This window comes from Lentilactobacillus sp. Marseille-Q4993, from assembly GCF_951230165.1.
GTDB lineage: Bacteria > Bacillota > Bacilli > Lactobacillales > Lactobacillaceae > Lentilactobacillus.
The window spans coordinates 27,727-47,656 of sequence record NZ_CATNVB010000001.1 but is presented as its reverse complement, the minus strand read 5'-3'; the positions used below and the strand labels follow the sequence as shown (position 1 = coordinate 47,656).

At 40.0% G+C, this 19,930-nt stretch carries 21 protein-coding genes and 1 other annotated feature; of the genes, 1 reads left to right on the top strand and 20 read right to left on the bottom strand.

All coding sequences use genetic code 11. The features are described from left to right. Nucleotides 1-4: 4 nt before the first annotated feature. From galE to QOW94_RS00270, 3 genes are all read right to left on the bottom strand, one after another. Complete coding sequence (gene galE / locus QOW94_RS00280; protein ID WP_283678042.1) at nucleotides 5-1,006, bottom strand: UDP-glucose 4-epimerase GalE; 1,002 nt, start codon at nucleotides 1,004-1,006, stop codon at nucleotides 5-7. 41 nt (nucleotides 1,007-1,047) lie between these two features. Next, on the bottom strand, nucleotides 1,048-2,214 hold the full coding sequence (locus QOW94_RS00275) for a galactokinase (RefSeq protein WP_283678041.1): 1,167 nt from the start codon (nucleotides 2,212-2,214) through the stop codon (nucleotides 1,048-1,050). A gap of 313 nt (nucleotides 2,215-2,527) precedes the next feature. Beyond that, complete coding sequence (locus tag QOW94_RS00270) at nucleotides 2,528-3,559, bottom strand: YeiH family protein (RefSeq protein WP_283678040.1); 1,032 nt, start codon at nucleotides 3,557-3,559, stop codon at nucleotides 2,528-2,530. A gap of 100 nt (nucleotides 3,560-3,659) precedes the next feature. On the opposite strand from QOW94_RS00270, the gene QOW94_RS00265 reads away from it, so the two are divergent. Further along, the gene (locus tag QOW94_RS00265; RefSeq protein WP_283678039.1) at nucleotides 3,660-4,553 is read left to right on the top strand and encodes a LysR family transcriptional regulator; all 894 of its coding nucleotides are present in this window, start codon (nucleotides 3,660-3,662) and stop codon (nucleotides 4,551-4,553) included. Nucleotides 4,554-4,636: 83 nt separating this feature from the next. Here the strand turns inward: QOW94_RS00265 and mprF are convergent, their stop codons facing one another. The 17 genes from mprF to radA form a co-directional block, all read right to left on the bottom strand. Beyond that, nucleotides 4,637-7,234, bottom strand: coding sequence for a bifunctional lysylphosphatidylglycerol flippase/synthetase MprF (mprF, locus tag QOW94_RS00260; protein WP_283678038.1), 2,598 nt, complete (start codon nucleotides 7,232-7,234; stop codon nucleotides 4,637-4,639). A gap of 201 nt (nucleotides 7,235-7,435) precedes the next feature. Further along, complete coding sequence (rplL, locus tag QOW94_RS00255; protein ID WP_283678037.1) at nucleotides 7,436-7,801, bottom strand: 50S ribosomal protein L7/L12; 366 nt, start codon at nucleotides 7,799-7,801, stop codon at nucleotides 7,436-7,438. 50 nt (nucleotides 7,802-7,851) lie between these two features. Then, a complete protein-coding gene (rplJ, locus tag QOW94_RS00250) occupies nucleotides 7,852-8,358 on the bottom strand; it encodes a 50S ribosomal protein L10 (RefSeq protein WP_283678036.1) in 507 nt (168 codons plus the stop codon). Nucleotides 8,359-8,385: 27 nt separating this feature from the next. Next, nucleotides 8,386-8,498: a sequence feature (ribosomal protein L10 leader region), on the bottom strand. A gap of 54 nt (nucleotides 8,499-8,552) precedes the next feature. Then, nucleotides 8,553-9,245 carry a 50S ribosomal protein L1 gene (gene rplA / locus QOW94_RS00245; protein ID WP_283678035.1) on the bottom strand — a complete coding sequence of 231 codons (693 nt, stop codon included), beginning with the start codon at nucleotides 9,243-9,245 and terminating at the stop codon, nucleotides 8,553-8,555. Between the two features lie 94 nt (nucleotides 9,246-9,339). Further along, complete coding sequence (gene rplK / locus QOW94_RS00240) at nucleotides 9,340-9,765, bottom strand: 50S ribosomal protein L11 (protein ID WP_283678034.1); 426 nt, start codon at nucleotides 9,763-9,765, stop codon at nucleotides 9,340-9,342. Nucleotides 9,766-9,880: 115 nt separating this feature from the next. Continuing rightward, entirely contained in the window at nucleotides 9,881-10,735 is an 855-nt protein-coding gene (locus QOW94_RS00235; protein ID WP_283678033.1) for an alpha/beta hydrolase, read from the bottom strand. A 22-nt stretch (nucleotides 10,736-10,757) separates the two neighbouring features. After that, complete coding sequence (nusG, locus tag QOW94_RS00230; RefSeq protein WP_283678031.1) at nucleotides 10,758-11,306, bottom strand: transcription termination/antitermination protein NusG; 549 nt, start codon at nucleotides 11,304-11,306, stop codon at nucleotides 10,758-10,760. 110 nt (nucleotides 11,307-11,416) lie between these two features. After that, nucleotides 11,417-11,593, bottom strand: coding sequence for a preprotein translocase subunit SecE (secE, locus tag QOW94_RS00225; RefSeq protein WP_283678030.1), 177 nt, complete (start codon nucleotides 11,591-11,593; stop codon nucleotides 11,417-11,419). 29 nt (nucleotides 11,594-11,622) lie between these two features. Next, nucleotides 11,623-11,772, bottom strand: coding sequence for a 50S ribosomal protein L33 (rpmG, locus tag QOW94_RS00220; RefSeq protein ID WP_283678029.1), 150 nt, complete (start codon nucleotides 11,770-11,772; stop codon nucleotides 11,623-11,625). A 50-nt stretch (nucleotides 11,773-11,822) separates the two neighbouring features. Beyond that, complete coding sequence (locus QOW94_RS00215) at nucleotides 11,823-12,377, bottom strand: sigma-70 family RNA polymerase sigma factor (RefSeq protein WP_283678028.1); 555 nt, start codon at nucleotides 12,375-12,377, stop codon at nucleotides 11,823-11,825. Nucleotides 12,378-12,498: 121 nt separating this feature from the next. Continuing rightward, nucleotides 12,499-13,026, bottom strand: coding sequence for an NYN domain-containing protein (locus QOW94_RS00210; RefSeq protein ID WP_283678027.1), 528 nt, complete (start codon nucleotides 13,024-13,026; stop codon nucleotides 12,499-12,501). 8 nt (nucleotides 13,027-13,034) lie between these two features. Continuing rightward, on the bottom strand, nucleotides 13,035-13,802 hold the full coding sequence (rlmB, locus tag QOW94_RS00205) for a 23S rRNA (guanosine(2251)-2'-O)-methyltransferase RlmB (protein WP_283678026.1): 768 nt from the start codon (nucleotides 13,800-13,802) through the stop codon (nucleotides 13,035-13,037). After that, a complete protein-coding gene (locus QOW94_RS00200; RefSeq protein WP_283678025.1) occupies nucleotides 13,789-14,202 on the bottom strand; it encodes a Mini-ribonuclease 3 in 414 nt (137 codons plus the stop codon). Before QOW94_RS00200 ends, rlmB begins: the two co-directional genes overlap by 14 nt. Nucleotides 14,203-14,207: 5 nt before the next feature. Continuing rightward, entirely contained in the window at nucleotides 14,208-15,617 is a 1,410-nt protein-coding gene (cysS, locus tag QOW94_RS00195) for a cysteine--tRNA ligase (RefSeq protein ID WP_283678024.1), read from the bottom strand. 134 nt (nucleotides 15,618-15,751) lie between these two features. Further along, complete coding sequence (gene gltX / locus QOW94_RS00190) at nucleotides 15,752-17,245, bottom strand: glutamate--tRNA ligase (protein WP_283678023.1); 1,494 nt, start codon at nucleotides 17,243-17,245, stop codon at nucleotides 15,752-15,754. A gap of 103 nt (nucleotides 17,246-17,348) precedes the next feature. After that, nucleotides 17,349-18,503 (bottom strand): PIN/TRAM domain-containing protein, encoded by a 1,155-nt coding sequence (locus QOW94_RS00185; protein WP_283678022.1) that lies wholly within the window; start codon nucleotides 18,501-18,503, stop codon nucleotides 17,349-17,351. Nucleotides 18,504-18,520: 17 nt separating this feature from the next. Beyond that, on the bottom strand, nucleotides 18,521-19,891 hold the full coding sequence (gene radA, locus QOW94_RS00180; RefSeq protein ID WP_283678021.1) for a DNA repair protein RadA: 1,371 nt from the start codon (nucleotides 19,889-19,891) through the stop codon (nucleotides 18,521-18,523). Between the last annotated feature and the right edge of the window lie 39 nt (nucleotides 19,892-19,930).

Sequence of the window (19,930 nt, the reverse complement as noted above, 5' to 3'; positions counted from 1 at the left end):
CAGACTAGTTTCCCTTCTTGTCGTTATATCCGTTTGGATGACCAACCTTCCAGTTCCAAGCGGTTTTGATAATCTCTCTAACATCATCAAACTGTGGATCCCAACCAAGAATCTCACGAGCCTTTTCGCTAGAAGCAATCAACGTACTTGGATCACCGGCCCGTCTAGGACCCATTTTGGCTGGAATTGGTTTACCAGTTGCTTCACGGGCAGCTTCCAATATTTCTTTGTTAGAGAAACCAGTTGATGAACCAAGGTTGAACGCTTGGCTATCATTGCCCTTCTTTAGGTATTCCAATGCAAGAATATGGGCATCTGCAAGGTCAACAACGTGAACGTAATCACGGACGTTAGTACCATCCTTGGTGTCATAATCATCACCAAAAATAGTCAATTCTTTTCTTTCACCAGCAGCAACTTGAAGAATAATTGGAACCAAGTGGGTCTCAGGGTTATGATCCTCACCAATTGTTCCATCCGGCTTAGCACCAGCAACGTTGAAGTACCGAAGAGCAACAAACTTAATTCCGTAAGCCATATCACTCCAGTGCATAATCTTTTCCATTGCCAGCTTACTTTCACCGTAAGGATTAGTTGGTACTTGAGGGTCAGTTTCCTTAATTGGAATTTGCTTTGGCTCACCATAGGTAGCAGCAGTCGATGAGAAGACGATCTTCTTAACGTCGTGATCATGCATTACTTCAAGCAAAGTAATCATCCCACCAGTGTTGTTGTCAAAGTACTTGAGTGGTTTTTCCATTGATTCGGGAACAACTGAAAAGGCAGCAAAGTGAATTACCCCTTCGATATCTTCCTTATCAAAGACACCACTTAGAAATTCCTTATCGCGAACGTCTCCTTCATAAAACCGGGCCTTTTTGTTAATTGCATCAACGTGACCAGTTACCAAGTTATCAACTACAACAACATCGTAACCATTTTCAACCAAACGATCTACTGTATGAGAACCAATATATCCTGCTCCACCTAAAACTAAAACTGCCATGAATGCTGCCTCCTAAATATTCTTTTTCTCTCAATTAAAAACTACTTGATCTCTCTAGGACCATCTGAAATTTCAGCGATATAGAATTCGCCTGGGTGACCGATTGTTTTTTCATAAGTATCGCCAACGTTTTTAATAAAGTCGTCAACCTTATCCTTTTCAACAATTGCGATAGCACAGCCACCGAACCCAGCACCCGTCATTCTGGCTCCAACAACACCAGGTTGTTCCCAAGCCGTTTCAGCAAGGGTATCCAATTCCTTACCAGTTACATCGTAATCATAGTGAAGAGAAACATGAGAAGCGTTAACTAACTTACCAAACGTTTCCAAGTCGCTATCAATAAGCGCTGCCTTAGCAAGCAATGTCCGTTGGTTTTCAAACACCGCATGACGAGCACGTTTAATCAAAGTTTCATCATTGATTAGGTAACTATTTTCGTCAAACTCAGCCTCACTTAAGTCACCTAACGAATCTATTTTGACACCGGTTTGAAGTCGTTTCAAGGCTTCTTCACATTCTGCCCGACGTTCGTTATATTTTGAATCAGCAAGCTCACGATGCTTCTTAGTGTTCATAATAACGATCACGTGGTTGCCAAGCTCAACTGGAACGTACTCAAACTTCATCGAATTAGTATCAAGTAGGATTGCCTTGTCTTTCTTTCCCATACCGATGGCAAATTGATCCATAATTCCGGAATTAACCCCGATAAAGTTGTTTTCAACTAACTTACCGTAGTTAACCAATTCTTGCTGGTCAATACCGAATGAGAATACGTCGTTAACAATCTCTGCAGTTAATAATTCAATTGAAGCTGAAGATGACAAACCAGCACCATCAGGCAAATTACCATTAACAACAACATCAAAGCCATGGCTCAATTTGTGTCCTTGGTTAATGATTTCAGCAATCATACCCTTTGGATAGTTTGACCAACCATCCGCTTTATCAAAGTGAAGGTCGTCAAGTGAGAATTCAACGGTTCCTTGATCCGGAAGGTTCATCGAATACATTCTCACCGTATTGTCATCACGATCACCATAAGCGGCATAAATCCCTAAACTAATCGCACAGGGAAAAACATTTCCACCATTGTAATCAGTATGTTCACCAATCAGGTTAATTCTTCCTGGTGAGAAAAATAGTCGTTGTGACTCATATCCAAATAGCTCATTAAACTTTTGCTTTGCATCTTCAGTAATCATTATATTCATCCCTTTTTGTTTTAGTAAACTTTACTTAATTAAAGGTACTCCCTTTTGTGAAATGTGTCAACACTATCGAACTTTTTTTATTAATTTAACCGATTACAAATGCCAGTATACAACCGTTGTTTACGCTTACAGGCTTTTTGAGCATTTTTGGTTAAACAATGGTTACTTAGTGAAAGTAAAAAACAGTAAAACAGCCAACTTCATTCCCCACTTTAAGGTCAGGTGGTTACAAAAACAGCCAGAATCTCAAAAATTGAAATTCTGACTGTTATTTTAATCAAATGGTATTTAAAATTTTATTTTTCTAGAAGAATAACTTAACTACGATAATCGAGAATACTAATAGAATAACGGATGAAGTGATGGCAGCGATGAAAATGTTCTTACCACGCTGAAAAATCACTTTAAAATTAACGCTCATTCCAAGAGCAGCCATTGCCATTCCTAAGAATAGGTATGCAGCTTTAACCAGCAATTGAAGTAAGTTAGTACCCAATGGCAAGAAAGTCCCAATCACACTGGCAGCAATGAATCCTGCCATAAACCAAGGAATTGGTAGTTTGGCCTTCTCTGCTCCACTATTAGTCTTTGCAGATGATCGTTGATACCAAGCACCGATTATTAATGAAGCAGGGGCAAGCATAAGTACCCGTGACAACTTAGTGATGATTGAAGAATCAAGGGCAACTGGGCCGCCAGCACTACCGGCTGCAACCGCATGAGCGATTTCATGAAGAGAAGCACCAGTCATTACCCCAAACTGAGTTGGCGTTAGGTGTAGCAATGGTTTGATACCAATATCAACTAAAGTGAATACTGTTCCTAGGATCGCCACGATTGCCACAGCCAACACTTCGTTTTCGTGTTGATGTTCTGCTTGTTCTTCTGGGACTTTAATTTGAGGAGAGATTCCCATAACGGCAGCCGCTCCACAAATACCAGTTCCACCGGCAGCAAGAATTGCAAGTTCCTTTTCAACCTTCATTTTCCTAGCGATTGTATAGGTAACGACAATCGTCCCAGTAACGACCACAATGGCGAGCAAAATTGTTTTTACACCGGCACGCGCTAAATCAATCAAATTCAATTTAAATCCAAGTAAAATAATTCCTAATCGTAAAAACTTATTTGAGATGAACCCGATTCCGATTTTGGCATTTTCAATCGGTTTCTTAAATACTTGGAAAACCATTCCCATGATCAATGAAATAACCAAGGCACCAATCAAACTAAGGTATGGCAATCCAGCTGCAAAAGTTCCAATAAGTGCACAAATCAAGGTAAGGATTGCAGCTAATCCAAAACTCTTCATTTCTAAAATACTATAATTCTTCATTCTCTTTCCTCCATAACAATAACAATAGTATCAAATATGTTGTATCAATTCTAATTATTAGCTATGATAATGCTATTAGATAATTTTATGGAGGCGCTTCATGCTAGATAATAAATACTTCACTTTTTGGACATTATATGAGACTAAATCGTTTACAAAAACCGCTGAAAAGCTATTTATAACCCAGCCCGCCGTCTCCCAGCAGATAAAGGCACTACAATCAGAATTAAAAATGGATCTCGTAACATATTCTCACTCCCGACTTTCGTTTACCTCACAAGGAGTTGAACTGGCAAATCTAATTAGAAGGATCGACATCCAAACTCAACAAAGAATTCGAGAAATCGCTGCCCCAGGTCAACCAAAGTCTCTTTCATTTGGATCAACTCTCTCAATGAATGAAGTTCTTGAGCCTCAATTTATTGAATCAATTAGTAACGACTATGCCAAAATAAACTGTAAGGTTGCTAATACCGAGGCAATACTCAAAGACATCAGTGCCGGCGAGCTAGAGTTTGGCCTGGTTGAGGGAAACTTTGATCGTCATAATTTTGATTCTCTCTTACTGGGTCAAGATCAATTTGTGGGGGTATGTGCAGCGGACCATCCATTCCATAATCAAACCGTAACGATAGATGAATGTCTCGCAAACCGCCTACTAGTCAGAGAACCCGGGTCTGGTAGTCGATTCATCTTTGAAAACTGGCTTAATGGTCAAAATCACCATCTCGACGACTTTTTCAAGGTGATTGCCGTTGGTGATATTAGGACGTTGCAACAACTACTGAATAATAATCAAGGAATCAGTTTCATGTACCAATCAGCAATTAATTCTTTACCAAAGCAATTCAACCTCAAAACATTTAAGTTAGTCGGATTTGACATCACCCATGATCTCAATATTGTTTACCTTCCTAACTCACCTAAAATTAGTGAAGTTGAACGATTTGCCAACTTAATAAGACCAATTCTTTCGAATCAAACGAAAGCATAAAAACTTTGACGCTAATCATAACCATTCAGATTGACGTCAAAGTTTTTTTATCATTTATTTACATAGTAAAACACATGGCTTCTCTATCGTTCTCGATTTGAGATCGAACTAATCATCGAAATCAGCCTGAATCTAAGCTTAGACTTGGGTCTTTCACCAACCCGCTGATTTACTAATGACATGATTTGCAGAACAGTAAACGCCAGCGAAGAGCCTCTAAAGTATGAAATATACTTAGGTTTCCACTCATCCACATATTTTTCTTTATACGTCCGCAACCCCTCAAAGCTGTAGAGACGATAACCATATTTGTAAATCAAGTGAACAACTCTTTCCTGAATAAAACTAAACCTAGACGTTCCAACATTCGATAATGGTGACATTCCTAGATCGAAATACCGATATCCCTGTTCCTTTGAATGATCATAGAGCTTGATAAAGATGCCGTCCATCGCTCCTGAAGGGGCATCTGAACTTGATCTCATCAAATCAATGGAATTATATTCAGCCGTATCACTTGGCATTAGGTTCGCAAACGCAACGATTCTACCGTCAGCATTTCTCATCACCGCGACGGGTGCCTTCTCAAGGTAATACCGGTCAAAAAAGCCAAGCGAAAACCCCTTTTCACTTTTCCCAGCTAACCATTCCTTTGAGATTGTTTCGAGGCGGTCAAAAACATCGTCTGAAAACGGCGGTTCGATTATTTCAAAAGTGTAACCTTCCCGGTCAAATTTGTTCACTAATGCCCGTTCTCCCCGATGCCGTTTCCCAGCTAACGTGAAGTTCTGGACATCAACCAAGCCATCTTCACCAGTCTTGATAAAATCAAATCCCTTTTCGTGAAGCGTCATCGTCGTTTCCTGGTTTACTTCATAGAACACCAATTTGTAATCGTACCTGTCGGCTTGGGTCATAAAATCATCAACTGCGGCCTCAACCTTATCAGAATTACCAACTGGCTCTCCCATAATGACTAACTTGTCAGCAAATTGTTTATACATGAAGAATATCTGGTCATGACCATCTTCTTGGTAAAAGTAGATATTCTTATCACGAAGGAAGGCAAGATGGCTATTTTCATTGCCACCAAACTCGTTTAATACCCCCTCAACTCTTTGCTCATCAAACTGATCTTCAAACCAACTAGGGCTTCCCTTGGCCAAATACCTTGTCAGTCCAATCCAGACCACCACGGCTACTATTAAACCAACGAATCCAACTAACCACGCTCCCTCAGAGGGAAACAGGAAGGCATTGTTAAACCCAACTCGATGATGTCTAAACGAAAGTCCAACCCAGGCATAAAACATGAAAGTGCTGACAAAAATCGCCCCGTTTAGAGTTACCATCCCCCACGAAGTTGTCATCCTCTCCCGGTATAAACCGCCCTTTGATAAAGCGAGAACTACCAAACTAATGATAAGAACCAAAATCATTCTCCATGTAAACGACTCATTTAGTACTGTATAACCAATCGAACCTATTAAAACAATAACTGTCGGTATAAATGCCCTCTTAGTCCTAGCCCAAATTCCATTTGCAAGTCCAATCAGTAGAAATGCCATTATAATATTGGTCAAATGACTAACAAAGAAAATCGTATACGGAAATAGTTTCAGATAGACTTTATTTTCAACAACAACCGTAGGAATAGTAGCAAACAAGAGCATCATAATTCCAGAAAAATACATAAATACAGTTAGAACGATTTGAGCAAATCTTTGAATAATAACCTTTGGCAAGCCGTCCAAATACTCATTAATCGAGCTTCCAGTCTCATGGATAAATAGCCCAACTCCAATAATAAAAGGAATCAAGTAATAGAACAGCCGATAAAGCATTATCCAAACCAGCGCGTCGCTACGGCCAACCCCAACAAAGCCAAGACCAATGATCATGAAAACATCAAAGGAACCAATCCCACCGGGAATCAGTGAAACAACCCCAGCTACGTTTGCAACAACAAACAAAGGAATTATTGCAGCAAAGTTAGTTGATATTCCCATTAGGTAGCCAACCATTAAAAAGAATCCTAGGGCACTGCCCCACTCAAAAAATGAGCCAGTGGTCATTGTCAGTTCTTGTCTTACAGATAAATCATCAAAGAAACTTGATTGGTTGAGCCTAGTAAATAAAAACATAATTGGAAAATAAAGAGCCCCACCAATCAACCAGATAAAGTAGTGTGAATACTGACTACCGATTCCAAACCCAAAAATCATTGCCAGTGAAACCATACATAGCAGCGACAACCCAGCGACCAGAAATAACGCCACTTTAGAGATTGCATATATTATTTGCTTCTTTTCGACTTTCTTACCATAAAAATTAGCTCGCAAGCTGGCTCCAAGTAGGCCACCAAACCCGAGTAAATTGGTAAATGTGTTAACTACCCAACCACTTTTTAAAATGTAGCTCTTTTTGAAAGTTGTCGGTAAGAATTGAACAATTGAAAAGTCATACACCATCATTGGCAGAATCGAAATCAATCCCAATACCAACATGATTCCAATATTAAGTGGTGACTGATCAGCAAGGACCGCGTGAAGTTGTTCTCCCCTGACTTCCTTAACTATTTTGATCAACTGACGGATTACGAAAATAAAAACTGAAAAAACAAACACAAACTTAATTAGGGTCATGTGGCTGTCAATAAATGTCCGAATTTTTTTAACCATTAGTCTCCCCCTTTTGACTATTATTAAAATATTTGGTTTAGACTCACTAGCTGTTACCTATTATTATAGCAGTCACTAACAATTAACACTGAAGTTGAGTCTACCAAAAGAGTTCTTTCCCCAATCCAAAGACAATAAAAAAGCCCATATTCGCATTAAGCGGATATGAGCTTTTCTGAGAAGAAACTCAGAAGTAGGAAACTACTTAAGAGTTACAACTCCACCAACTTCTTCAAGCTTAGCCTTGATGTCGTTAGCTTCGTCTTCTGATACGCCTTCCTTGATAACTGAAGGTACGCCATCAACAAGACCCTTAGCGTCTTTCAAGCCAAGACCTGTGATTTCACGAACAGCCTTGATTGCTTTAACCTTTTGGTCACCTGATTCAGTCAACTCAACGTCGTATGAATCCTTAGCAGCAGCGTCGCCACCAGCAGCACCTGCAGCTGCAACTGGAGCAGCAGCTGAAACACCGAATTCTTCTTCAATAGCTGAAACTAAGTCGTTTAAGTCGCTGATTGAAGCATCTTTGATTTGTTCAATAATGTTATCTTTATCGAAAGCCATTTTGTTTTCCTCCGTTTTATACTTCTAATTTAAGTATATTAAGTTTATTTTTATGCAGCGTCGCCATCATCTTTACTGTCGGCAACAGCCTTAACAGCATAAGCAACGTTACGAACTGGTGCTTGAAGAATGTTAGCAAGAGTAGATAACAATTCTTCACGGCTAGGCAATGTAGCGAATTTAGAAATTTCGTCTACTGAAGCTACCTTACCGTCGATAACGCCACCCTTAAGTTCAAGAGCAGCATGATCCTTTGCAAAGTTGTGTAATACCTTAGGGCCGGCAACAGCATCGTCAGATGCAAACGCAACGGCAGTAGGACCATTAAAAGTGTCCTTCAAGTCTTCAAGACCAACCTTATCGGCAGCTCTCTGTAATAACTTGTTCTTAAGAACGCTCATTGAAACCCCGTTTTCACGAAGTTGGTTACGAAGATCAGTAACCTCTTCAACAGTAAGTCCACGGTAATCTACAACAACCATAGATGAAGCATTGTTCATTTTTTCAACAATCTCTTCAACTTGTTTTGCTTTAACAGCAATAGTTTGTTCACTCACAAGTTTCACCTCCCAAAAAAATATTGTTGGGACTTAAAAAAATCCCTATGCCACCCAGACATAGGAAAAAACTAAAAGTTTCCTCGGCAGGATATTAAGGCAAAAGCCACCTGAGTCTTAGGGCAGATATCAAACATGTAATATAATACCATTAACAGCTTGCGCCGTCAATTAGGGATTTTTTTAAAGTTGATTTAGAATGAATCAATATCAACCTTAACACCAGGGCCAAATGTCGAAGCAATTGAAACGTTTTGAACATAAGTACCACGAACTGATGCAGGACGGGCACGAACAATAACTTCTTCAATAGTCTTGATGTTGCCAAGAAGTTTTTCAGCATCGAAAGATACCTTACCAACTGGAACTGCAACGTTTCCGTCACGGTCAGTTCTGTAAGTAACCTTTCCGGCTTTAGATTCTGAGACAGCTTTTGCTACGTCCATGGTAACAGTACCTGTCTTAGGGTTAGGCATTAAACCTTTAGGTCCAAGGACACGACCAAGACGACCAACTTGAGCCATCATGTCAGGAGTTGCAATAGCAACATCAAAGTCCAACCAACCATCTTGAATCTTTTCAACTAAGTCAGTTTCACCAACAAAGTCTGCACCGGCTTCTTCAGCTTCTTTAGCCTTGTCACCTTTAGCGAATACAACAACAGTTTGATCTTTACCAGTTCCGTTTGGTAAAACAACGGCACCACGTAATTGTTGATCAGCTTGTTTTGTATCAACGTTTAAATTGAAAACAACTTCAACAGTTGCATCAAATTTTGCAAAATCAATTTTCTTAACTAAATCTACAGCTTCTTCAACTGGATAAGCCTTAACTTGATCCACTTGTTCTAAGGCTGCAGCGTACTTCTTACCTCTTTTACGAGCCATGTGTGTTTTCCTCCTTAATGTGGTTATAACGGATTAACCTCCCACGCGACGCAAAGCTTCAATGCGTCATTAAAAATAATACTTATAGTTTGAATTAACCTTCGACAGTGAATCCCATACTACGAGCAGTACCTTCAATGATTCGCATTGCTGCTTCAACATCAGCTGCGTTAAGGTCCTTCATTTTAGTTTCGGCAATTTCTTTAACTTGGTCTTTAGTAACACTAGCGACCTTGTTTACATTTGGTTCACCGGAACCCTTTTGAACACCAGCAGCTTTCTTGAGTAACACAGCAGCAGGTGGGGTCTTTGTGATGAAGTCGAATGAACGATCTTCGTACACAGTAATTACAACTGGAATAATCATCCCTGCTTGATCAGCAGTTCTAGCATTAAATTCCTTTGTAAAGCCCATGATGTTGATACCTGCTTGTCCTAAAGCAGGACCAACAGGAGGAGCGGGTGTTGCTTTTCCCGCAGGAATTTGCAATTTAACAACGTTAGCTACTTTCTTTGCCACGAGACATAACCTCCTTAAGTCCGTGTGTGGTTAATGGAGATACGTATTTCTCCTCCCACGTAAGTATGCACAAACATACTTACACAATATACCACACAAATCTAACTATCTCAACCTAATTTTCACTTGACCATAAGAATCTTTGAATTGCTTTGTCGACATCACCATTTTCATGAAGTAAACGATGACCAGCCCTATCTCCCTTGAAAATCAATTCTCGGTAGGATTTTACAATTTCCTGAGTCAAATACTTCAATGCCCGAACACTATTTACCGAAACAGACCCATCTGATAAAGTCTTGCTATCAGACAACCCTGCAATATTCAAAATTGATACTGTCCTTGGAATACCGCTAATATCTCGTTTCAATGCTCGATATGTTTGGCTTTTGTCAGCCGGTCCCTGCTTCGTTAAATAAGTCTTATCTATTGGATACGTGTCCTTAGATACCTCATTGTCATTAAACGGTCCCGCAATCGTTACTACTTTGTGAACGGTGAGTTCTAGCTCTTTTAACTGATGAGAAATAAACCAAATAATCGAAATACACCCCATCGAATGGCCAACAAAATTACAACTAGTAACTCCATAGTCATCGACTAATAATTGGCAGATATCAAAAATTGCCCTGACTTGCCCTTTAGGCCTGACCGTGTTTTGGCTAAACAGAACTTGAACCATTGGATTCTTACCGATTAAACTGCCGCGAACCTTTAAAGCCCCATCTCGCTTTACGATAATCACTAGCGTTTTATCAGCGATTCCTTGTTTAACAAGTCGCTTTTGCATTGAGCCAAATGAAAAGCGATTTCCTAAAAAACCTGGAATAAAAATTGTTGGTATCATTTGCCGATTCACTTGTGACTCAGGATGCTTAACTTTGATTGGCCTAGCATACGAATCATATTTATAGATAATAAAAACCGCTATTAAGAAAATAACGGCGGTAACTATTAATTCATTGACCATTGGGATCACCCGCTTTGGTTAACTAATCAATTTCATCAACCTGGTTGAATTCAAGTTCAGTACTGGTCTCCCGACCAAACATATCAATATTAACTTTTAAGCGCATCTTTTCGTTATCGATCTCAGTAACCTTACCATCAAGTCCAGTAAAGGCGCCATCAATGATCTTAACAGTATCACCAACATTGACATCAAGTTCTTCATGACGAGAACTCATTCCAAGGCGACCCAAAACAAGGCTAACCTCATCATCTAATAGTGGCGTTGGCTTACTACCTTGACCATGAGAACCCACGAATCCGGTAACTCCTGGTGTATTTCGAACAATATACCAAGCCTGATCAGTCATAACCATTTCAACCAGAACGTATCCTGGGAATGTCTTATCCATCTTGACCTTATCCTTACCGTCTTTAACTTCGTGTTCCTCTTGTTCTGGAACAACTACCCGGTAAATGTAGTCCTCCATCCCCATTGACTCTTTTCTACTGTCAAGGTTCATTTTAACTTTATTTTCATATCCTGAATAAGTATGGAGAACATACCATTTTTTCTCTGCTGATTCGACCACGATGCGTCTTCCCTTCGTTTTATACTCTTTTTTAATCAAATAAAAAAACCTGCAACTTTGTCAGGTCTCAAATAGATAATATCAGAATTTCAACTTCTTTGCCACTGTCATTAAGCAAGAAGTGTTAATGCCCACTGAACGATCCAGTCAACAGCACCTAAAAAGATTGCCATAATAATGGCAGTCCCAATAACTGTTGATGTGTCTCGCTTAGTTTCCTTGGCGTTTGGCCAAGTAACAACTTTCATTTCCGTAACTACTGATTTGAAAAATTTAAATAATCTCAATGTTATATCTCCCTCAGTTAAGGTTCCAATTATCTGGTTTCCTTGTGGAGTGTGTACTTTCCACAATACTTACAAAATTTATTAAGCTCTAGTCGTTCTGTCCGGTTAGGATTGGCAGGAATCGTATAGTTCCGAGATCCACAAACCGTGCAAGCTAAAGCAACTTTCTTTTGTGCCATTTAGGCACCTCCTCGTAGCAAAATAATTCTAGCATTCATTACCGCCAACGTCAATTTCGTTCTTTAAGATACTTTCGTTTTACCCGGTCAAACGCATTTAAGAATACCCGATGTGCGTTCTCGTCAAACGCTTCAGATGGACGCGATATAATCTCTAGCAGGGCATCCCGTTCAAGCGGGGTACACTGGTCAAGAACATTGGCAAGGGTATCTTTCATAACAGTTGTCCCTTCTGGACAGTTTACTCGCGGATCCTCTACCGTTGCTTCATAATAACTCTCATCACTATCAATTGAAACTAATGGCTCAGCCGGAAGTCGTTTTTGGGCATTGTGGCGCCTAATCAAATCAAAGATTCGATGTTTCAATAACCTTGAATAAAACGACCCGAAATTCGATCGGTAATTGGGATCGAATTTTCTGGCAGCCCGATACATAATAATTCTCGCCTCTTGATCCCAATCATCGTTGTCCATTCCATTTACATAGTACTCCGTTCTGAGTTTATTAACTACTGGATAGTACTGTTTAAATAGTTGGGCAAACGCCTCATCATCCTTTTGAGTAACCTTTTCAATCAAATCTAGTTCATCCTTGTCAAACATCTTACTTATCTCCCTTTTGTAATTTTGCATACAAGAATACAAAAGGTCAAAATATCGAACAAGCGAACCAATGTTTTATCAAAATATAACTAGGTAGACCAATTATATTTTATAAATATATTTATTTTTTTGATAAATCGTCACGTAACCGTTTAAGTCTCTCAAGCTGATCTTCAGTAAAAACATTCCGGCCAAACACTTGTCCCTCTGCAGTCATCTGCTCGGCTTCACTATCAACCTCTTTTTTAGTTCGCTTAACATCAGTTAAAAACTCTAATGCGGGGATTCTTAATGCCCCAGACGCAAATATCGTCCACTGCTCTGCTTGATCACTAGTCGCAACGATAACTTGCGTAAATCGGTCAGATTTTTGTTTGGCTAAGGCCTCAATGTAGCTATCAGCCGTTTGGTCTTTGCTTGTCCAAACGATTTCCATATCGTATTTCTGATAACTCTTCGAATTTCCAGGGACGTACATTGCATCAAACACGACAATCATATTGATGCCCCGATACTTTTTATACTCAGCCAATTCATCAAGGAGCTCATCCCTGGCGTCCTCAAGCCGGTCAGCTAGTTTTAATTTAGTCAAATGAGGCCAATTACCAATCATATTGTAAGCATCAACAATCAACAATTCTTCTTTCACGATGCCACCTACTTTCCAGCAAGTGGATTTCGTGAGTTATAACCCTGATAAATTAAAACACTGGCAGCCACACTAGCGTTCAAACTTTGAATGTCACCAACCATCGGAATCGTCAGCATTTCATCCACATGTTTTTTAACAAGGGGGGCGATACCCTTCCCTTCATTACCAATAACAACAGCCACAGGTCCGTTAGCATCCCAGCGTCGGTAGTCGGTACCCTTCATATCTGTACCAAAAATCCAAACGCCACGATTCTTCAACTCTTTGATTGTCGCAACCAAATTAGTCACCCTAGCAACTGGGACCCGTTCAATTGCTCCGGCAGAAGTTTTGGCGACAGTAGCGGTCAAGCCAACTGCCCGGTGCTTTGGAATAATTACACCAGTAACACCCGCTGCATCTGCAGTTCTAATGATTGAGCCCAGGTTGTGTGGGTCTTCAATGTTATCAAGAATTGCAAAGAATGGGGCAACCCCCATTTTCTCTGAATTAGCAAACAAATCATCGATTGAGGCATATTTGAAGGCAGCTACACCTAACACAACACCTTGATGATTTTGGTTGTTGGCTAGTTGATCCAACTTTTGCTTGGGCACCTTAGAGATAACTAATTTTTGTTTCTTAGCTAACTTGATGATCTCCGTAACTGTCGGATCCTCTTCCTTGATTCCAACTTGAATAAACAGCTTATTAACCTCTTGACCGGCTTTCAAGGCAGATTCAACGGGATGACGACCGATTACAAATTCTTCTGGTTCATTACTTTTTTCCATGGACTATCTTCCCACTTTCAACTTGCTCAATGCACCAGCCGGCTAGTTCACTCAACCGGTCATAATTATTACTTAAAAACAGAAAACCAAACACCGCTTCAAACCCAGTGGAGATTCGGTATGTGACAACATCTGTATTCTTGGCGTGCGTGTGACTCTTTTGGTTACGACCTCGTTTGAAGTAATCCCACTCTTCCTCACTTAATACAGACTGTTCTTCCATCAATTTGATAAGCGCTGCCTGAGCCTTAGCTGAAACATAATTGGTGGCAACGTGATGAAGACGAGTTGGCTTTGTTAGTCCCTGTTCAATCAAATGCCGTCTGATAAATATTTCGTACGCCGCATCACCCATATAGGCTAAGGCAATCCCATTTACCTGGGAAAAATCTTCACTCATTAAAATTACTTTTCCTTTCTGTACCGCGTTCCTTGAGGGGTATCCTCGAGAATCACACCGCGTGCCTTCAGTTCTTCACGAATTTCATCGCTTCGAATGAAGTCTTTGTTTTTTCTAGCCTCTTCACGCTCGTTGATCAATGACACAATCTGTTCATCATCAAGCTCTGTCTTGGTAAATGTAATTCCAAACACTGCCGTCATCGCTGTGAAAGTATCAATAATAAATTGAATTGAGTCCTTATTAACGATTGGTCTTTGAACGTAAGTATTAGCAAATTTTGCCAGCTCGTAAACTGCAGCAATCCCGTTTTGAACATTAAAATCATCGTCCATTTGAGAAACAAAATCGGCTTCAATTTCTCGAACTTCTTGATCAACCTTAACGTCTGAACCAGGTTCAGAACTGTCCAACCGGTATGTCAAATTATCAAAGGCTGCTTGTAACTTCTTCAAATTACTTTCTGCTTCTTGAATGCTACTATCACTGTATTGAATTGGCCGGCGATAATGGGTGGTTGACATTAAGAACCGAATCAACTGGCCGTCAGCTTGCTTCAATAAATCATGAACGGTGATAAAGTTGCCCAATGACTTACTCATCTTTTCGTTATCTTCACCAATAGTAACGAAGCCGTTATGCATCCAGTACTTTACAAACTGGTGCCCCGTTTCAGCTTCACTTTGGGCGCGTTCGTTTTCGTGATGTGGAAAAATCAAATCCTCACCGCCACCGTGAATATCAATAGTATCACCCAGATACTTAGTGGACATAACCGAGCATTCAATATGCCACCCAGGCCGGCCCTTGCCCCAAGGAGAATCCCAAGAAATCTCGTCACCCTTAGACTTTTTCCATAGCGCGAAATCAACGGGATCTTCTTTCTGATCAAACTCACCAGCCTCAACGTGTTGACTGGCACCAATCTCTAAGTCATCAACATTAATATGAGGCAACTCACCATACGATTCAAACTTTCTTGCTCGATAGTAGACATTACCATCAACGTTGTAGGCGTATCCCTTATCAATCAATGTCTCGACAAACTCGATAATATCTTTAATATTTTCGGTTGCTCGTGGGTGATAAATATCTTTTGAGATATTTAATTGATCCATATCTTCCATGAATGCATCAATATATTTATCAGCAATTGCCTGAACCGTGGTATTGTTCTCACGAGCGGCATTGATCATTTTGTCGTCCACGTCGGTGAAGTTTGACACATAGTTAACTTTATAACCACGATATTCCAAATACCGCCGGATAGTATCAAAAGCAATGGCACTACGAGCGTTTCCAATATGAATGTAGTTATATACGGTGGGGCCACAGACATACATACTAACTTCGCCCGGTTTGATTGGTTCGAACTTTTCTTTATTGCGTGTCAGTGTATTAAAAATCTGCAGCATAATAATTCCTCTTTTCGTTTTTTCTAATAAGAATGATAGCATAGATTGGCTACTCTCGAGTACCAATTCGTCTAGAATAATAAAATTGGCCTTGCCAAAACAAGACCAATTTAAATAAAAATATTTTTTAAAGATTAAATGTTATTAATTTGTGATAAAACTTCATCAACGTGTTGCTTTGCTTTTTCGCGACCAATCAATTCAATTGATTCTGGTAATTCTGGTCCGTGCATTTCGTGGGTAACCGCAATTCTAATTGGCATCCACAACTTACGTCCTTTAATTCCAGTTTCTTTTTGAATTGACTTAATTGATTGAAGAATTTGAACCTTATCAAAAATTTCCATATCATCAATTTTTTGTCTAAACGCTTGAAGAACAGTCTTAGCATCTTCATTGGAAATTTCATCAAGGGCTTCCCCATCGACCTTTTCAGGTTCGTTGAAGAATACATCCGCCATCTCGTTAATTTGGGCCATGTAGCTCATTTGTTGCTTATAAACATTGATAAGCTTACGAGCCCACTCAATCGTCTTTGAATCGGCATCGGCAGGAATGTTGCCAGCCTGAATCAATTGCTTAAGGGCCAAATCCATCACTACATCTTCGTCAGAAGATTTAACGTACTGGTTGTTGATCCACTCAAGTTTCTTTGAATCAAACTTGGCTGGGGACTTACTGAGGCGTTTTTCATCGTACATCTTGATGAATTCTTTCTTGCTAAAGATTTCATCCTCACCAACTGGTGACCAACCAAGAAGCAAAATAAAGTTAAACATTGCTTCAGGTAGGTAACCTAGGTTCTTATACTGTTCGATGAATTGGAGAACTGTTTCATCACGCTTACTTAATTTCTTACCAGTGTCAGCACTGATAATCAAGCTCATGTGACCAAACTTAGGAGCGTTCCAACCAAATGCCTCGTAAATCATTAATTGCTTTGGTGTATTAGCAACGTGATCATCACCACGGAAAACGTGGCTGATCTTCATCATATGATCATCGATAACAACCGCAAAGTTATAAGTAGGCATTCCGTCACGTTTAACAATGACGAAATCACCACCAATGGTATCGGAGTTAAACGAAACATTACCCTTTACCATGTCGTCCCACGCATAATCTTTATCCTTTGGAACTCTGAAACGAATAACTGGTTTTAATCCTTGGGCCTTAGCATCATCGATAGCCTGTTGTTTTTCTTCCTCAGACATACCAGCATATTCGTATTCATAATGAGGCATTTCCCCCCGAGCCTTTTGAGCCTCACGGTCTGCTTCAAGTTGTTCCTCAGTTCGGTATGATTCATACGCCTTACCTTCATCTAACAATTGTTGGATAAGTGGAGTATAAATTTCTTTTCTTTCTGATTGACGGTATGGGCCTACATCGCCAGGCTTATCAGGACCTTCATCCCAATCCAACCCTAACCACTTAAGGTTATCTAGTTGACTCTTTTCACCGTCAGCTACGTTTCTCTTTGTATCTGTATCTTCAATTCTAATGATAAATTTACCCTTGTTGTGACGGGCAAAAAGATAGTTGAAGATTGCTGTTCTGGCATTACCAATGTGTAAGTGACCAGTAGGACTTGGAGCATAACGAACTCGAATTGCGTCGTTTGCCAAAATCATAACGCCTCTTTCTCAATTTCAATTTTTGTCAGTGCTTTTAGTGTACAATGAAGCCCTAAAAAAATAAAGGGTGATTACCCTTTATTCACTGGCATTTTTACTTCTTGTTTTTTGACTTTTTATGAGCTTCCTCATTTGATTCATTAATATTCTTAGTTGAATGCTCGGGACGAGCAAAAATCATTTTCCCAGCATCAGTTTGAATTGCACTTGTTACAACAACATCAATGTGTTCGTTAAGGAAGAACTTACCTTCTTCAACAACCACCATCGTCCCATCGTCTAAATAAGCAACTCCTTGCTGACGCTCAGTTCCGTTCTTCACAACCATTACGTTCAGTTTTTGGCCAGGCAAAATCTTTTGCCGTAATGAATTTGCTAAGGCGTTAATATTAAACACCTCAACGTTTTGGAACTGGATAACTTTATTCAGGTTGTAATCGTTGGTGATTATGATCCCGTTGACATCCTTTGCCAGCTGAATCAATTTGGTATCAACCTCATCGATATCCTCATAGTCTCGATCAGAAATCTCAATTGGAATCAAATCTTCATTTTGCAGCTTGTTAAGGATATCCAAACCGCGACGACCACGAACCCGTTTAACACTGTCTGCTGAATCCGCAATATATTGCAACTCATAAAGAACAAACTTGGGTACTAACAATGTTCCCTCAATAAATCCAGTCTTAACAACATCGTAGATTCGACCATCAATTAAGATGTTTGTGTCCAAAATTTTGTAGTGATGGTAATTCTTATCTAAGGGCTTATCGATAATTGAGCTATCGGCTTTATTATTATCTTTAGACTTACGACTAAGTGAAAATCCTTTTTTGTACCGGTCAGACTGCGTTGTTCCAATTCTAAATCCAAAGTAACCAAGAATTATCATCAACAGTGTTGGAACCATGGTATTAAGAAATACGGTATGGGTTCTAAAGAACACTATTGATATCAGCGCTGCAACCACCAATCCAATTATCAGGCCAAGGGTCCCAAACACCAATGAAACAGGACTCTGTTTAGATAAATTACTTTCAATTCGATCGATAATCTTTAATACATAGCCACCAACTAGTAACGAAATAATATAGAAAATAATTGCACCCAAAATTGCGTTGGTGATTGAATTATTGATTAAGGTTCCGTACCTTATTTGAAACAACAACCAGAGAAGTGGAAAATAGCTCGCTCCAAGTGCAGCTCCAGCAAGGGTAAAGATACCTTGTACGACTCTTTTTCTCATCATTTCACCTCCTTCATAGTTTAATCTAACGCTACTTTTAGTGCTTGGGCAAGTGTTTTAACCCCAACCACCTCAATTCCGCTAGGTGCGGTCCAACCGGATAGATTGTTAGCGGGTAAAATTACCCGTTTAAATCCTAATTTTTGAGCCTCTGCAACTCGCTGCTCAATTCTGGTAACCCGTCTAACTTCACCAGTCAGGCCGAGTTCGCCAATAAAGCAATCGTTTGGCAACGTCCCTTTGTTCTTATAAGAAGACGCGATACTGACAGCAATCGCCAAGTCAATTGCGGGTTCATTTAATTTAACCCCACCGGCAGCCTTAAGATACGCATCCTGATTTTGAAGTAGCAATCCCGCTCGTTTCTCAAGAACGGCCATGATTAGAGATACCCTATTTCGATCGACCCCAGTGGCCGTTCGCTGGGCATTTCCAAAGACGGACGCGGTAATCAGTGCTTGAATTTCAACCAAAATTGGTCTGGTTCCTTCCATTGAAACAACAATTGCAGAGCCGGTAGCATCCTTCAACCGTTCTTCAAGAAAAATTTCTGATGGATTGTTTACCTCAACCAGACCGGTTTCTCTCATTTCAAAGACACCAAGTTCATTGGTCGACCCAAACCGGTTTTTTACTGCTCTTAAAATCCGGTAGGAATGGTGCAGATCACCTTCAAAGTAAAGCACTGTATCCACCATGTGTTCAAGAATCTTGGGGCCCGCAATTGCTCCACCCTTTGTAACGTGGCCAACAACAAACACGGTAATGCCCTGGTCCTTTGCAACACTCATAAGATCGGCCGTAACTTCCCGAATTTGTGCAACCGAACCAGTGGCAGACTGTAACTCTGGAATCTGCATTGTCTGAACCGAGTCGATGATTACTACATCTGGTTGAACATCATTGATAGTATTTTTAATTACATTCATGTCTGTCTCAGGAAAAACTAGTAAGTCCGAGCCACTAACATCAAGTCTGTCAGCTCTCATTTTGATTTGGCTAGCACTCTCTTCACCTGATACATAGAGGACCTTAAATCGCTTGCACAATTCTCCGGAAACTTGTAACAATAGGGTTGACTTTCCAATTCCTGGGTCCCCACCTATTAATACGAGTGAGCCAGGGACGACACCACCCCCAAGAACGCGGTTAAGTTCTTCATTACCAGTTTTAAACCGATCCTCTTCTTCAAACTTAACTGAATTGATTGGCTCCGGCTCAGTGTTATGGGTTCTGGTGTTCCTTACGGCTTTTACTGAGGTCGAGGATTCTTTTTGTACTGTTTCTTCTACCAGTGTATTCCACTCATTACAGTTTGGACACCTACCTAAGTATCTAGGTGAAATGTAACCGCAATTTTGACATACAAATTGTGTTTTTACCTTTGCCAATTAAATTCTCCTAACGTCCTTACTCTACTCTTATCGTAG

What these genes read in the sequence shown, in the direction of transcription:
- galE (WP_283678042.1), bottom strand. Translation starts at nt 1,006, where the DNA reads ATGGCAGTTTTAGTTTTAGGTGGAGCAGGATATATTGGTTCTCATACA.
- QOW94_RS00275 (WP_283678041.1), bottom strand. Translation starts at nt 2,214, where the DNA reads ATGATTACTGAAGATGCAAAGCAAAAGTTTAATGAGCTATTTGGATAT.
- QOW94_RS00270 (WP_283678040.1), bottom strand. Translation starts at nt 3,559, where the DNA reads ATGAAGAATTATAGTATTTTAGAAATGAAGAGTTTTGGATTAGCTGCA.
- QOW94_RS00265 (WP_283678039.1), top strand. Translation starts at nt 3,660, where the DNA reads ATGCTAGATAATAAATACTTCACTTTTTGGACATTATATGAGACTAAA.
- mprF (WP_283678038.1), bottom strand. Translation starts at nt 7,234, where the DNA reads ATGGTTAAAAAAATTCGGACATTTATTGACAGCCACATGACCCTAATT.
- rplL (WP_283678037.1), bottom strand. Translation starts at nt 7,801, where the DNA reads ATGGCTTTCGATAAAGATAACATTATTGAACAAATCAAAGATGCTTCA.
- rplA (WP_283678035.1), bottom strand. Translation starts at nt 9,245, where the DNA reads ATGGCTCGTAAAAGAGGTAAGAAGTACGCTGCAGCCTTAGAACAAGTG.
- QOW94_RS00235 (WP_283678033.1), bottom strand. Translation starts at nt 10,735, where the DNA reads ATGGTCAATGAATTAATAGTTACCGCCGTTATTTTCTTAATAGCGGTT.
- rpmG (WP_283678029.1), bottom strand. Translation starts at nt 11,772, where the DNA reads ATGGCACAAAAGAAAGTTGCTTTAGCTTGCACGGTTTGTGGATCTCGG.
- QOW94_RS00215 (WP_283678028.1), bottom strand. Translation starts at nt 12,377, where the DNA reads ATGTTTGACAAGGATGAACTAGATTTGATTGAAAAGGTTACTCAAAAG.
- rlmB (WP_283678026.1), bottom strand. Translation starts at nt 13,802, where the DNA reads ATGGAAAAAAGTAATGAACCAGAAGAATTTGTAATCGGTCGTCATCCC.
- QOW94_RS00200 (WP_283678025.1), bottom strand. Translation starts at nt 14,202, where the DNA reads ATGAGTGAAGATTTTTCCCAGGTAAATGGGATTGCCTTAGCCTATATG.
- cysS (WP_283678024.1), bottom strand. Translation starts at nt 15,617, where the DNA reads ATGCTGCAGATTTTTAATACACTGACACGCAATAAAGAAAAGTTCGAA.
- QOW94_RS00185 (WP_283678022.1), bottom strand. Translation starts at nt 18,503, where the DNA reads ATGATGAGAAAAAGAGTCGTACAAGGTATCTTTACCCTTGCTGGAGCT.